Source organism: Candidatus Nitrospira allomarina (assembly GCF_032050975.1).
GTDB classification, from domain to species: domain Bacteria; phylum Nitrospirota; class Nitrospiria; order Nitrospirales; family UBA8639; genus Nitrospira_E; species Nitrospira_E allomarina.
Map to the genome: position 1 here is coordinate 3,093,282 of NZ_CP116967.1, position 13,798 is coordinate 3,107,079.

Consider the following 13,798-nt stretch of genomic DNA (forward strand, 5'->3'; position numbering starts at 1 on the left):
TTTTCAAGCACTATCCGGGATCAGAGAGGGATAGGGAGAGACTGTAAGGGCCTCAATGGCATTGAAGACACGTGATGCATTCAATTCTCGTTCTTTCCAAAATACTCCGATCACTTCCACGGAAAGATCCAGTGAAATCGACGGTGAGCCTTGCGTGCGATCGTGTTGACCAAAAACGACAATGGATTGTTCCCCCTCGACCAGACGAAAGACAAAGCGTATGGCTAACTCTGAGTCATCAAGGTGCATTTCCGGTTGGGTGATCACTCCACGAACGGCCACGAGACGTTGATGATAGGAATCTGGTTGACTCAACAGCATGGCAATGGAGACGGGTTCGGGTGATGTGGTAAAAGTGGAGGAGGGGAGGCGGGCTGAGAGTTGGCAGAGGAGCCTGGGTGTGGGTGGTGCCGAGGCAATTCTTTCAAGGGAAGCTTCCAAGGGAAATGCCGGTTGATGCGTAATGTCCGTCCCAACGAACAGGAAAGCATTCCATGCTCCAATTAACAGAACTTTTGAAAAAATGGTCATGAAGGAAAAGCTGTTTTTTAAAAATAACATGCAGGGACGCGTTAACGTGGATATTCGCCAAAGTTACGCAAATAATCAGGTGAAGAATTTTCTTCTGTAAGGAACATGTCAATGCCAGTTGTCGATTATTATGAGGTTCTCGGTGTTGTTCTTCAAGCATCGCAAGATGAGATAAAAAAAGCCTATCGCGCATTAGCCCTTCAGTATCATCCTGACCGCAATCGAGGAAATCGTCAGGCCGAACAAAAAATTCGTGAAGTCAATGCAGCCTATGAAATCTTGGGTGATCCGGATGCCAGAAAAACGTATGATCGAATGCGTTTGGGCTATGTCGAGCCGATGGTCCACCGACGGGATAGGGATCCGGATCCCGAGCCGGAAGAATCCATTTCTCCGTCGGTGGTACTACAACGAATGGAAGAAACCCTTCGAGAGGAATCCCGCAAACAGCTGTTTATGGTCTTGATACGCAATACACAAAGAATCAAAGAAGAATTAGGTATTATTCGGGAAAGGGTCATTCGTGCCCAGGGATATGATACCTTTCTGGAGAAAATTGTCATGCAGCGAGGCCAGGAAGCGTTAGATGAACTCGTGTCCGTGGAACTCAAACAGCGCCGAGAGCGACTCGTAGACGTAGCCGTGGAGATGGTGTGCTCGGCCGTTCCAGGTTCGTTTCGAGGCGAAGAGCAAATGGATCAGGTACGACGAAGTTTAGGACAGGCGTATCAGGAAGGATGGATCCAAGGATACGAACAAGCTTGTGAACTCCTCTACGAGCGCCGGTAATCAGGACGGATACATTGAGAAAAGCACAAATGGGAGTGGCTAAGGGAAATGATCAACAATGAGGAGACAAGTCTTATTCAGAATCCGATACCAGCAAATGGGACGCTCCATTTGCCGGATTATCGCCGTTTCGCAATCCTCAGCGATCAAAGGGAGAAGAGGGTTGCTGGAAGGGATTGCCTTTTGAGGGGTGATGCCTTGATGTGGACAATGCCTGAGCCTCCTTCGACAAGGTCACCTGGTCCTGGATGGGAGAGGGGGCACCTCGTTCCCGATGGCTTTTGGCTTTGCCACTCTCCTCATCGGAGCTCACGGCGGTCACCTGTTTTCGTGAATGATCCCCCGATGATGCGGGTTGCAGAAATTGAATAGCTCCTACTTCCGGTAATGTCATGGTCAGTACTCCTTTGCTCTTCTGAATAAGTTCGAGACTCCCATTACAATCTCTGTATCGGTATGTGCCCATAATGCTTGCGGCGCGAGAATGGGTGGATTTTATGAAATGGCATAGAACGTGAGCTATTTGCCAAAAAGGGCAAGGAACTCATTGGGATGCTCACCACACCAATAACGAGTGGATGGGCTAGGGGAGCAACAGGCATGTCAAAACAATGGTGTAACCGGAATACCTTTGAAGTCGAACGATACCAAGAAAAGATCAGGTTAATTGATCGTGTGCCTCCCTTTCATGAAATCCACCAGTCTCTCACTACCTCCCGATTATTGTGTATATAGGGAAAATGGTGTTTGCATTTAGCAGGAATCGTTCAAAACCAACTGATCTATCCCCCCTTCGTTTCCTGACAGATTCGCTAAAAGACTTGGGGGATCAGAGGTCCTTGAAATGCGGAGTGCGCTTTTCTAGAAAGGCTGCCAGCCCTTCTTGTTTATCTTCGGATTCGCAAAGTTCTCCAAACAAGGTTGCTTCTACCAGCAAACCCTCACGAAGTTTCAAATCCGATCCCCTCTGAATGGCCTGAAGGGCTGCTCGAACAGCACTTTGACTTTTTGAGGCAATCCGACTGGCAAGTCCGATAGCCTGCGGCATCAAATCTTTATCAGAGAAAACCTCAGACATCAGTCCACATGTTTTGCCATCCTCTGCTGAGAGCGAATCCCCCGTCAAAATCATTTCAGTAGCTTTCGATTGGCCGATGAGGCGAAGCAGGCGTTGGGTCCCGCCGAACCCAGGGATCAGACCAAGATTAACCTCCGGTAGCCCGAGCTGAATTCCTTCAGCAGCTAATCGGAGATGACAACACAATGCCAATTCCAAGCCTCCGCCGAGGCAGATGCCATTGATGGCTGCGATAATCGGTTTTGGCGAAGCCGCGATTTTATTAAAAATTCTTTGGCCGGTGAGGGCCAGTTTTTTCCCTTTTGGCTTGGATCCGATTTCTGCCAACATCCGGATATCGGCTCCTGCAATGAAAAACCGTCCTGTTCCGGTGATGATGATGACCTTGACTGGATCATGATTGGCCAGATCGTCCAGGGTTGATTCGAGTTCACTAATCCCTTGGGGTGTAAGCACATTTGCGGGAGGATGGTTGATCGTCACCGTCGCGACATGATCTGCCGGGTGTTCGGTTAGCCATATGCGAGGAAGTCCACTCATGGTCTTGTCTCCTCTGGAGAGTCGTGCATCTTTGGCCTGCATGCCATAGCCGAAGCCTTAAGCCATACTTTAATAATATAAATTTATTATAACATAATGATAGAATATTATTAGTTTAATATCATTAGTTGCGGACTGTAAAAAAGAAAATTTTTTTAAAAGACCATCTGGCTGAAAAACCTATCTAGAATCCTGCGAGAATTCTAGAGTCAGTAGTAAAACTGGTTTCCCTCAGAATTCATAGTAAGGAGGTCAGGACATGTCACAACTGTTCAAAGGCATGGAGCGAATAGAAGAAGCGCGCCAGGAAATGGCCGGTGAGAGTTTTATGGCGGGCCTGTTTATGGGAAATCCGGACTTCAATCTGCTGTTTCCGCCGGAAGAGCCCGACCAGGAAGAGCAAATCGGGGAAGAATATTGCCAGAAAATTGAAGATTTTCTGAAGCAGCATGTGGATCCGGACGACATCGAACGAACCGCTAAAATCCCGGAGCATGTGCTCAAGGGCCTGCTGGACCTTGGGGCATTCGGGATGAAAATACCCAAAGAATATGGCGGGCTGGGATTCTCGTATACGAACTACGGGCGGGTGCTGATGCTGATGGCCAGCTGGAGCAATATCCTGGCCCTTACCGTTGCGGTGCCACAGTCCATCGGGATTGCCATGCCCATTCTTCTCTTCGGAAACGAGGAACAAAAAAAGGCCTTTCTCCCGCGGGTGGCAAGAAAGGAAATCTCGGCTTTTGCGCTCACGGAACCCGACACCGGATCGGATGCGGCCAATATTCAAACGAATGCCGTCCTCAATGCCTTGGGCACACATTTTGTGGTAAATGGCGAAAAACTCTGGTGCACGAATGGCTCCCTCGCCAGCCTGATAACACTGGTGGCCCGCGTGCCGGCAAAACGGATATTCTTGGACGGAAAGACCAAATGGGTCCCCGTGCCCGAAGGAATAGGGGCAGAGGCTTCCATCCACACGGCGTTCATCCTGGACATGGCCAGCCCAGGCGTGAAGATTCAACAGCGATGTCAATTTGAAGGGTGCCGGGGCATTGAAAACGCCCACATGACATTCACCGACGTGCAAATTCCAGTGGAGAATCTCATTGGAGAAATCGGGAAAGGCCTGAAATACGCGTTGACCATCCTGAACGTCGGGCGGGCCATTAGCATTCCCGCGTTGTGTTTGGGGATGGCCAAGCAGGCCTGGCAACCCACGTTGGATCGGGCAAATTCACGCGTCACCTTTCAGCAGCCGCTCAGCCGGCGGCAAACCCAAATGAGGCGCGTAGGACAGATGGCTGCGGATCTTTTTGCCATGGAGGCCCTGTCCTGGCTGGTGTGGCGTATGGCCGATCAACATGCGTATGACATTCGTATTGAAGCCGCCATTGCCAAAATCGCGTGTTCGGAAAAGGCGATTAATTTTCTCAAAGGTGCGCAAACAATCTTTGGAGGGATGGGATACGAAAAGGCTGATTCCAAGCGGGTTCGGGGAGAGCCGGCCTTCGGGATTGAACAATTGGTTCGGGATATCGAAATGTACCGTATCGGGGAGGGAGCCACGGATATTCTGCGACCCTTTGTGGCCCGTGAAGCCCTGAACCCGCATTTGGAGCAAGCCAGGAATTATCTGGACGCAAAAGGCAAAGCCCTTGAACGTATCCGGGAAGGGGTGCATGTCGCCCAATGGTATCTACCCCGATACCTTGATCTGTGGAAACGGAAGCCACTTCCTTCCCGTCTGGAAATCGGTCATCCCAAAATTCGCAAGCACTTCACATATGTCGAACGGGCAAGCCGCCGTCTGGCCAGAGCCATCTTCTACATTCTGGCGATTCACCAGGAAGGGATTCGTGATGATCAGGGCAGGCAAAATAGGATTGAGTCAGTCGGGGAAGATTTGTTGATTATGGCGACCACGGCGTTATGGGCTGAACGGCAGTATAGCCGGGAAGGTGATCCCCGGGTCTGGGACTTGTCGGATGAAATATTTCATGCCGCTCGTGAGCGGATTGACCGGATGATTCCGGAAATTATTCATAATGATGATCCCGTCGCCGCAAAGGTCGGAAAGCGGGCGTTCCTGGGGCAATACCCGTTCCTAAATCACGGCATCATTCAACGGGGACTCACCGATTACCTGTCTCCAGTGCCGGCATCAGTTCGGCCAGAGAAAGATGCCTATAAGAAGCAACACTCAGAGAAAACCGTTCTCACTCCCCATGCCTGATCGCCTGATAGGTGACCTGCGGCCACGAGCGCTTCGTAATCACGGTGGGAATGGACTGATCGGGTTCCTTCCTGATGTTTCTTTAAGTAGATCTTAAAGGATTGCTTCCGGTCCCAACGAACCCCAAAAGCATCATGCCATTCACAACAGAGATGGAGATTCTTTCTTTCTCCCTGGTCCGACGTCTGCCGTTCGGCCCCATGGGAGGATGCGCTTTTTCTTGGCGGGCCGTGTCTGAGCCTGGCGAGTTAGCCCGCCCTCTGCCCTGCATCTGCCCAATTTGATGAGGCCGAATGGGGCGTCAATGGTTTTGGGCCCTTTTGCCTCCACAACAAAGGAGCCGCCCTTCGGGACGCACCAAACAATACCTCGCTGCCGGGGCGAAAGCCGGCAACACAGCACATCACGTGAACACGAGAGTTGGATACACACATGCGATGCATTCCCCTGCCAGCGGTTTTTTTCTGCCCCTAGATGGATTTCCGATCCACATCGTCAAGCTATAAGGTCAGAACCATAAATTGTGAATAATCTCTCATTTCCTTAATCATTCGCCAAAAATCCCAATCAAAAGTTTCTTGACATTTTTCCTGCCTTGTTCAAGAATCTTCCGACATTGAGACTGACTTCTTTTGTGCACTCATGGAATTCCTCGGGAATTCCTGAGTGGGTAAAAGTGCAGGAACAAAGTTATGAAAGAGCATCGATGATGGCATATGGCTCACAACCAGTGATGAAGTGTTTTTTTGATAGGAATACGCAGATCCGGGCTTGCGCGGATTTACCTAAACCTTATTAATTTTTTATGCGAACTCGCTTACTAGTCATGAATGGCCTCAGAACCGTAGACCTTTATTGGGTCGAGCACCGGGGCTCCGACGTGTATTGCGGAATAACCAGAGGCCAGGGAAAGCGATCGTACCATGAGTCTGGTCAAATACATGATACATTTTCAGGATCGAGAGCAAATGAAGTGCGGCACGTACCATTGAGGGATCTGAAAGGTCAGTTTCACCTGGTTTCTGTGAATATAGGTGATGCAGCAAAATATGTAGAGTGGGCTAAGGACGCATTCGAATATTCTGGTCGTTCGAGTGATGCCGTGTTGCTGATCGACGCGCGATCTATACCTGCCAATACACAAACCAATATAGCCGTGGGCCTTGTGGAACCCAGGAACGGTGAAGCTTTGGCATGGCTATTTTCTCTTTCAGGGGACCTTGGTGGATTATCTTTTTCCACAACTCAAGGAATGATCATTTCGTCTGTTCAGCCTTGGGTCTATGCCATCGTGTCATGGTCACAAGAGAAGAAAGAACATTAACAATGCCACGCAGGCGACCTGCGAGTTTGCCGCGCTTAATGGTTGGCGTTGTGCTGACAAGTTTGCATAATAGGGACTGCTGATGACGTATTACGCAAAATTCGAGACCGTCTTGCTCAAGGGGCATGACGAACTCAACGAGCGGTGGGTGCAGGATCGCATCGCTGAAGATCCGGTGATTCTTGGTCTCGGCGATGTCGTGTTGAAGGACAAGGAGCGCATCCAACCGCGAGCTGGTCGACTTGATCTCTTGTTGCAGGACGCGGAAGCAAATCACCGCTACGAAGTCGAGGTCCAACTGGGCGGCACGGACGAAAGCCACATCATTCGGACCATCGAGTATTGGGACATCGAGCGGAAACGCTACCCACAATACGAACATACCGCGGTGATTGTAGCCGAAATTATAACAGCTCGATTCCTGAACGTGATTAGCTTGTTCAACGGAATGATCCCGCTTGTGGCAATTCAGATGAATGCACTGAAATTCAACGACAAAATTGGGCTTGTTTTCACCAAGGTTCTCGACCAAATGACACTTGGCCTTGTCGATGAAGACGAAGAAGTGCAAGAGGCAACGGATCGTGCTTACTGGATCAAGCGTGGTTCGCAGAAAACGGTGGGGATGTGCGAAGAATTGCTTGAAATTGTCAAGACGCTCGATCCTGCGCTCGAATTGAAATACAACAAGTTCTACATCGGTTTGGCAAAGAACGGGCAACCTTGCAACTTTGTTGTTTTTCGCCCCAAGAAAAGTTTTTTGCGGCTTGAGCCCCGCCTGGCGAAATCGGACCTGACGCAAGAACAACTTGAGACTGCTGGACTTGATGTCATGGATTACGATGATCGGTGGGGCCGTTATCGTATTCGCTTAACTCCCAGCGACCTGAAGAAACAAATCGAGGTGCTGACCCAGGTCTTAACGCAAGCCTTCAACGGCTCAAACCCCTGAAGTCACCAGAACGAGTCCATGCACTGAAGCCGTCGATTTATTCGGTTTCAAATGAAGAGTCCCTTAGCTGCACCCCAAGGGATCCCCGCGGAGGAGCGAATTGACGTGAACAGATGGAACATCCCTGATTGGCTCGAGCGAGAGGTTATTAAACGAGACCGCTATTGTGTCTATTGCGGAGTTGAGTTCATAACTACGAACGTATCAAGGCGATTCAGGTCATCTTGGGAGCACATCATCAATAATGCGCGGATACTCACTCGAGGAAACATTGCCAGGTGCTGCATCTCATGCAATGCGAGCAAGGGCACCAAGGAGCTAGCCGATTGGCTTGAATGAAAGTACTGTAGTACCCGTGGGAATACGGCGGAATCCGTCGCAGAAGTGGTGAATGCAGCTCTTGCATGTCGCGCGAGGGGTAAACAAACAGGGACCTAAATTCTTTCCAGCCGACGTCTTAGGTCGTGCGGCCTTCGAATACAGCTTGACTCAAACATTTTGTTGCATCCATCCGAATCGAACCACCTACTCTTCAACACATTCCCAAGATAACGTGACCCTGCCTGTCCGCCTAGGTATTTATAGTGTTTCCAAATAATTCCCCAAGGATCACCGTCATGGAATTCCCTGTCGTTTCTATTTTTCCCATTGTCCGACGCCTGCCGTTCGGCCCCATGGGAGGATGCGCTTTTTCTTGGCGGGCCTTGTCTGAGCCTGGCGAGTTGGCCCGTCCTCTTCCCTGCATCCGCCCAATCCAATGAGGCCGAAAGGGGCGTCAATGGTTTGGGTCCTTTTGCCTCCACAACAAAGGAGGCGCCCTTCGGGACGCACCAGGCAATACCTCACTCCTGGGCCGAAACCCGGCACTTTAGTTTTTTCGTTCCTAAAAAAATAGGAAGTTTATTAAAATGACTACATACGCTGGATCACTGAATGATTGTCTTCGTTTCTTCCAGGTGTTTCTTCAGGTATTCCATAAACGGGGTGCCGCCGGTTCCTACCGAGGTTGGATTAGTGGATTGTTTCTCGCTTTGCTGATGAATATAGCTTGCGGCATAGTCCAGATGTGTGGCCCGGAATCGTGCCAGAAGTTGTACGCATTCGTGATAGGCCTGCCATAAATCTGGTTTGCTGGATTTGTGGTTCATAATATATCCGGACAGCAGCGGCCGGCCGGCATGGTCCTGCTGATGTTCCAACTTCTCAAGAAACGCGCGGTGGGCAGGTGGCATGTAGTGACGCATTTCGGTGAGAAACACGGTTAAGGGATCTTCCGCGTGCCTGATGCCCAGTGCGGCATCCAGCGCAGGAATAATCGAGCTTTGTGCCCCGGTTTCTCCTCGAAAATATTGTGGAGCTTCTTGGAACTCCTTCACTCCTTCATACACGAGCCCATTGGGAAGGGTCGGATTATTTTTCCAGCCGTGAATAAACGGCCTCACGCGGTGATAATAGATATAGGGATCACACCGCTCGGGCATGCGATCCAGCGTTCCGCACATGCCTTCCATCATTGAAGCCAAAGTCATGAGTTCCTTGGTCACTTCATCTGCATGATCCTGTTCCGCTGCTTCCTGCGCGCGTAGAATGGCGGCCATGGCCGGGCCCGCTTTTGCCTCAATGTCGACGTGGACGGCCACGAACCACTCTTCATCCAATCCTCCAAGAAAGTTTTGCAACAGGACAATATTATCGAGTTGGATCGCGTGGTCCGGGTCGAGACGACGCCAGTTGTCCAACGCATAGGAGGCATACGACAAAACCGGAGGCCGGCCTAACCGACGTGACACTTCACACCAGGGCACGGCCAGGTTGGCCGGGAGATGGTCGAGGGGGTGATCCGGATTTTCCCAAATGTAGCCATGCGCCGCAAAGGAAAGAATGCGATTGGCGTATCGGTAGGTTTCGACGGTCCATTCGTCTTTCTTGCCGGGGATAAGGTTTTGCATTCTGTTGATGGTGTTCCGGAGTTGGCGGGCCGCCAGCAACTTGGGCAGTTGCTGCCCGAGCCATTCCAGATCAGGGCAGAGTGAGCAGGAAGAAAGAGGATCCGGGACGGGCAAAAATCCGCGCTGTTCGGACATTTCAAAATGTGATAACGAACGATATTGAAGCGATGGAGGTTGCATGAGACTTAATTGTTAAGTCGCCGAGTTTCGGCCCGGCAGCCGAGGTCCTTTTGTTTTGGCAAAAGGACCCAAAACCATTGACGCCCCACCTGGCTCATCAGATCGGACGGACGCGACGACTAGGAGGGCGGGCCAACTCGCTGGGCTCAGACAAGGCCCGCCGATTGATTCCAGCGTCCGCCCAGAGGCCAGGTAGCAGGCGTCCTACCTCTAAAGGAACCAGGAGCGGGGTAGCCAATAGAGCAGTCAACCAGGTCATTCCTCTCTCCTGTCTTTCGCCTACCCAAAGAGTTTGAACCTAACGAACGCGTAACCCATTCTCCTACCCACAGAAAAACCAGAAGAACCCTTTTTAATTTAGATCCCCGCAGCAGGGAATACGCACATTCAACCGGAAACGGGAGCCTCAACTTCAAGGGACTGTTGGTGGCGGGTGATGGCCTCCACCAACGATGGGATGCCTTCTCCGGTCGTGGCCGTCACCAGCAGCACCTGTGGCACCCATTCCCGCAACGACTGAAGGGTTTCGTGAGCACCCTGATGATCCGCCTTGTTAACGACGACGATATGGGCAATCTCAAAAATCCCGGCCTTCATAGCCTGCACGTCATCGCCAAGACCGGGAGCGACGACGTCTACCACTGTTTGGGCTATCTGGGCAATTTCACCTTCTTCTTGTCCCATCCCGATGGTTTCAATCAGCACGACATCATACCCGGCGGCGTCGAGCACATGAATGGCGTCCTGTGTCGCCAGGGCCAGGCCACCCCGGTGTCCTCTCGTGCCCATGCTCCGGATGTAGACACGCTCATCCAACGATTGGTGCTGCATGCGAATTCGATCTCCCAGAATGGCGCCGCCGGTTAATGAGCTGCTGATATCCACGGCCAGCACGCCGACCTTTTTCCCTTGTGCCCGGTACGCCGTAATCAATTGGTCGATCACGGTACTTTTTCCCGCGCCGGGGTATCCGGTGACCCCGATGGTGCTTGCATGGCCGGGGAAAGGCTCTAGCCCCTCCAGGACCGCTGTTCTTTCCGGCCCATTCATTTCCAGTAACGTGATGGCGCGGGATATTGCCCGGATGTTTCCCGTTCGGACTTCCTTGAGTAAGGAAGGAATCGTGGGAAATTCATGTACGGTCAAGGGGTTCGAACCAGACATCGGTCACCTTGTAAGTGGGGGTGTCGGAGAATTGTGGACGAATCGGGAGTCCAATGTGAATCTCTTCCGGTGGCACGCCTTTGAGCCGGGAGAGAAAAAGCGTATTCACCTGATCAAATTCCACCAACACCAACAGAAAGGGGGTTTCTTTCAGAAAACTCTCCCCGCCGTAATAGCAGACCGTGAAGGTATGCACGCGTCCGGTTGGTGGAAGTGCTTCCCACGTCGTGGGCGCCCCGCATTCCATGCAATGTGCCCGTGGTGTCGCATACATATACTGGCACCCCGTACATCGCGATCCCAGCAAGCGGCCTTGACTCAAACCCACAAAGAAGGGGGAATCCTGGGCATAACTATGCCGGTAGTCGATTTCGTAGTGGTCCTGGATGATCAACGGGGCGCCTTCCGGTAGATTCGTCTCCTGGCGTTTCTCCATGGGTTTGCCGGTTGTTTCAGAGTGTTTCATGGTGTGGTTATGTCCTCTCCAAGATCGAAACGGTGATATAGGTCCCGGTGCCCGCATGACTATGGATGAGTCCACGTCGGGGATCGCGAAGTTGTAATGCCGGACTGCCTAAATGCTTCTCGATCGTGCCTTGTAGTTGCCAAAACGCAAAGACGGCCTGCATCAGACCTGTGGCTCCGACCGGATGGCCGCAGGCCAACAGTCCCCCGGATGGATTCACGGGGAATCGCCCTTGATCCGGTAACGGCAAGTCATACTCAATCCCCGGCATGAACGGGATACCCTTTTCAATAAAACTGCCGCCTTCCCCATATTTACACAACCCCAGGTCTTCATAGGTTTGAATTTCAGAGGAGGTATACGCATCGTGAAGTTCGACAAAGCTTAAATCTTCCAATGGATTCCGGATGCCGGCCATTTCGTAGGCCAGTTTTGCCGCCATTCGACCACCGCGAAAGGAATGCACCCCGGGGTATTTGAGCCGGGCATAATCGGATTCCTGCTCGTGCGGAAGCAGCGGAACTTTTCCATGCGGCCGGTCAGCCATGCGCATGGCATCTGACCCTGATCCTATGCCGGTGATGTGCACCGGCCGGTCACAGACCTGTTCCGCAATGGTTTCGTCAGCCAGAATGCAGACGGCTGCTCCATCGGACATGGTGCAGATATCTTCCATGGTCAATGGGGTGGCTACCATTGGGGATTCCCGAACCTGTTTGACGGTGAGACGTTTCGCCTTCTGCGCATAGGGATTGTACAGGGCATTCAGATGATTTTTGACGGAGACCATAGCCATCTGTTCAACCGTGGTGCCAAATTCATGCATATGGCGATTGACCATCATGGCATAGTACCCGCTGTAAAACCCGCCGACCGGAAAGTCGAAATTCGTATCGGAAGCCAACGCAATAAATTCGTTTCCCTTCCAGGTGTTGACCCGGGACATGGTTTCAAATCCATACGCCACACAGCAATGCATTCGTCCGGAGGCGATCGCTTCCCAGGCTGATTGAAAACACAGGCCTCCCGTGGCTCCGCCCCCTTCGACCCGTTTTGACGGTTTAGGGCACAGTCCCAGGTAATCGTGTGCCATGCTGGCGGCTTTGAGCTGTCGGGTGAAATGATCTGAAAAATAGGAGCCGACCCCGCCATCAACCATGTCTTTCGATAAGCCAGGTACGTCCTGGAGGGCGGCGTCATAGGCTTCTTTGACCATCAGACGGAAATCTTTATCCGGATGGGCTTTGGCGAATTTTGTGATCCCACCACTGATCATATAGACCGGTCTCATCGGGGCAGTCCTTTTACGAATTCCACAATGCGTGACATCGAGGTACCGGGAGGGAACAGGGCCCGCACACCGTTTTCCATCAGAGGGCCGACATCATCAGAGGGGATAATGCCTCCACCGAAGACGACGATATCCTCGGCATCATGCGTTTTTAGTAATTCCAGTACCCGTGGAAACAGAGAGGAATGGGCACCGGAATGAATGCTGAGGCCTATCGCGTTCACGTCTTCTTGAATGGCGATATTGACGACCTGCTCGGGGGTTTGATGTAACCCGGTATAAATGACCTCCACGCCGGAGTCTCGTAGGGCTCGTGCCACCAGTTTCACGCCGCGATCGTGGCCATCCAAACCAACCTTTCCGATCAGGACTCGAATGGGCGTCGTCGCTGTGGTCATGCTGTTCTCGCTTCCTCTGCAGGTTTCAAGAAGTATTTGCCTTCCGTGTCTTTGTGGACGTACCCCATCTCGATCCGGGGGTCATGTTCAAAAATCAGGAGCCATCCTTCTTCGTAGGCTTGATCAAGAATCCATCGTTTGGTTTCCAGCGTCTGTAGCGGAAAGAGGTCGTAGCCCATAATGTAGGGGAGCGGCAGGTGAGAGACCGTGGGAATACAATCACCTAAAAAGAAGGCCGTGTGTCCTTCGGATTCAATTTTAATGCTTTGGTGGTATTTGGTATGACCGGGGGTAACCACCATCGAGACACCGGGCAGCCACTCGGTCGTACCTGTGACAAACTCACACTGGTGATGTTCCAGAATAGGAATGAAATTTTCCTGACGGTAACTGGCCTTGGTCCGTTCATTCGCCTTGATGGCATCCTCAAATTCTCCGCGTTGCACCAGATAGCGGGCCATCGGAAACGTCGGGATCGTCTGTCCTTTTTCATTACACCGCGTGTTGCCTCCGGCATGATCGAAATGGAGATGGGTATTGATCACCATATCGATATCCTTCGGGGCAAGGCGGAAGTGGTGTAAGGCATCATGAAGGGAGAAGGATTGATCTACGGCAAACATTCGATGAAATTTTTTGTCCTGTTTTGAGCCCAGTCCCGTATCGACGAGGATGTTCTTCCCATGTGCCTGAATCAGCAGACAGGTCAAGCTGAGCGGGATGCGGTGGTGATCGTCGGCGGGACAACATTTCTCCCAGAGCACTCTGGGGACCACCCCGAACATTGCTCCGCCGTCAAGCCGGAACCGGCCGTCTGTCACAGGATAAATGTTAAATTGTCCAAGTTTCACAGGATTGGTCCCTTCTGTTTTGAGTTAAGGGTTTTCCGGCTACAGGAAC

At 51.6% G+C, this 13,798-nt stretch carries 13 protein-coding genes and 1 pseudogene; 4 read left to right on the plus strand and 10 right to left on the minus strand.

Annotated features, from left to right (window positions below):
* Window positions 1–3 precede the first annotated feature (3 nt).
* Complete coding sequence (locus PP769_RS13730; protein WP_312641054.1) at window positions 4–531, minus strand: hypothetical protein; 528 nt, start codon at window positions 529–531, stop codon at window positions 4–6.
* 111 nt (window positions 532–642) lie between these two features.
* Here PP769_RS13730 and PP769_RS19790 point away from each other — a divergent pair.
* Window positions 643–846: pseudogene (locus PP769_RS19790) on the plus strand (DnaJ domain-containing protein); the annotation flags it as partial.
* A gap of 613 nt (window positions 847–1,459) precedes the next feature.
* Here the strand turns inward: PP769_RS19790 and PP769_RS13740 are convergent.
* Together PP769_RS13740 and PP769_RS13745 are read right to left on the minus strand one after the other, a co-directional pair.
* Window positions 1,460–1,714 (minus strand): hypothetical protein, encoded by a 255-nt coding sequence (locus tag PP769_RS13740; protein ID WP_312641058.1) that lies wholly within the window; start codon window positions 1,712–1,714, stop codon window positions 1,460–1,462.
* Between the two features lie 435 nt (window positions 1,715–2,149).
* Window positions 2,150–2,938 carry an enoyl-CoA hydratase-related protein gene (locus PP769_RS13745; RefSeq protein WP_312641060.1) on the minus strand — a complete coding sequence of 263 codons (789 nt, stop codon included), beginning with the start codon at window positions 2,936–2,938 and terminating at the stop codon, window positions 2,150–2,152.
* A gap of 259 nt (window positions 2,939–3,197) precedes the next feature.
* Here PP769_RS13745 and PP769_RS13750 point away from each other — a divergent pair, with 259 nt between their 5' ends.
* From PP769_RS13750 to PP769_RS13760, 3 genes are all read left to right on the plus strand, one after another.
* Entirely contained in the window at window positions 3,198–5,174 is a 1,977-nt protein-coding gene (locus PP769_RS13750; RefSeq protein ID WP_312641062.1) for an acyl-CoA dehydrogenase family protein, read from the plus strand.
* Between the two features lie 988 nt (window positions 5,175–6,162).
* Window positions 6,163–6,498, plus strand: coding sequence for a hypothetical protein (locus PP769_RS13755; protein WP_312641064.1), 336 nt, complete (start codon window positions 6,163–6,165; stop codon window positions 6,496–6,498).
* An 82-nt stretch (window positions 6,499–6,580) separates the two neighbouring features.
* Window positions 6,581–7,450 (plus strand): hypothetical protein, encoded by an 870-nt coding sequence (locus PP769_RS13760; RefSeq protein ID WP_312641066.1) that lies wholly within the window; start codon window positions 6,581–6,583, stop codon window positions 7,448–7,450.
* A gap of 926 nt (window positions 7,451–8,376) precedes the next feature.
* Here PP769_RS13760 and PP769_RS13765 read toward each other — a convergent pair.
* The 7 genes from PP769_RS13765 to PP769_RS13795 all read right to left on the minus strand — a co-directional run bounded on the left by PP769_RS13765 (window position 8,377) and on the right by PP769_RS13795 (window position 13,749).
* Window positions 8,377–9,579, minus strand: a complete 1,203-nt coding sequence (locus tag PP769_RS13765) for a PrnB family protein (protein ID WP_312641068.1) — start codon at window positions 9,577–9,579, stop codon at window positions 8,377–8,379.
* A 97-nt stretch (window positions 9,580–9,676) separates the two neighbouring features.
* Window positions 9,677–9,838 (minus strand): hypothetical protein, encoded by a 162-nt coding sequence (locus PP769_RS13770; protein ID WP_312641070.1) that lies wholly within the window; start codon window positions 9,836–9,838, stop codon window positions 9,677–9,679.
* Between the two features lie 128 nt (window positions 9,839–9,966).
* A complete protein-coding gene (gene meaB, locus PP769_RS13775) occupies window positions 9,967–10,743 on the minus strand; it encodes a methylmalonyl Co-A mutase-associated GTPase MeaB (RefSeq protein ID WP_312641072.1) in 777 nt (258 codons plus the stop codon).
* Window positions 10,712–11,209: a Zn-ribbon domain-containing OB-fold protein gene (locus PP769_RS13780; protein ID WP_312641074.1), complete on the minus strand. Its 498-nt coding sequence runs from the start codon at window positions 11,207–11,209 to the stop codon at window positions 10,712–10,714. Before PP769_RS13780 ends, meaB begins: the two co-directional genes overlap by 32 nt.
* Window positions 11,210–11,216: 7 nt before the next feature.
* Window positions 11,217–12,500, minus strand: a complete 1,284-nt coding sequence (locus PP769_RS13785; RefSeq protein WP_312641076.1) for a thiolase C-terminal domain-containing protein — start codon at window positions 12,498–12,500, stop codon at window positions 11,217–11,219.
* A complete protein-coding gene (locus tag PP769_RS13790; protein WP_312641078.1) occupies window positions 12,497–12,898 on the minus strand; it encodes a cobalamin B12-binding domain-containing protein in 402 nt (133 codons plus the stop codon). The genes PP769_RS13785 and PP769_RS13790 overlap by 4 nt, the downstream gene beginning before the upstream one ends.
* A complete protein-coding gene (locus tag PP769_RS13795; protein ID WP_312641080.1) occupies window positions 12,895–13,749 on the minus strand; it encodes an MBL fold metallo-hydrolase in 855 nt (284 codons plus the stop codon). The genes PP769_RS13790 and PP769_RS13795 overlap by 4 nt, the downstream gene beginning before the upstream one ends.
* Window positions 13,750–13,798 lie beyond the last annotated feature (49 nt).

Coding starts and splice junctions, on each gene's coding strand:
- PP769_RS13730 (WP_312641054.1), bottom strand. CDS start 531: ATGACCATTTTTTCAAAAGTTCTGTTAATTGGAGCATGGAATGCTTTC.
- PP769_RS13740 (WP_312641058.1), bottom strand. CDS start 1,714: ATGACATTACCGGAAGTAGGAGCTATTCAATTTCTGCAACCCGCATCA.
- PP769_RS13745 (WP_312641060.1), bottom strand. CDS start 2,938: ATGAGTGGACTTCCTCGCATATGGCTAACCGAACACCCGGCAGATCAT.
- PP769_RS13750 (WP_312641062.1), top strand. CDS start 3,198: ATGTCACAACTGTTCAAAGGCATGGAGCGAATAGAAGAAGCGCGCCAG.
- PP769_RS13760 (WP_312641066.1), top strand. CDS start 6,581: ATGACGTATTACGCAAAATTCGAGACCGTCTTGCTCAAGGGGCATGAC.
- PP769_RS13765 (WP_312641068.1), bottom strand. CDS start 9,579: ATGCAACCTCCATCGCTTCAATATCGTTCGTTATCACATTTTGAAATG.
- PP769_RS13770 (WP_312641070.1), bottom strand. CDS start 9,838: ATGACCTGGTTGACTGCTCTATTGGCTACCCCGCTCCTGGTTCCTTTA.
- meaB (WP_312641072.1), bottom strand. CDS start 10,743: ATGTCTGGTTCGAACCCCTTGACCGTACATGAATTTCCCACGATTCCT.
- PP769_RS13780 (WP_312641074.1), bottom strand. CDS start 11,209: ATGAAACACTCTGAAACAACCGGCAAACCCATGGAGAAACGCCAGGAG.
- PP769_RS13785 (WP_312641076.1), bottom strand. CDS start 12,500: ATGAGACCGGTCTATATGATCAGTGGTGGGATCACAAAATTCGCCAAA.
- PP769_RS13790 (WP_312641078.1), bottom strand. CDS start 12,898: ATGACCACAGCGACGACGCCCATTCGAGTCCTGATCGGAAAGGTTGGT.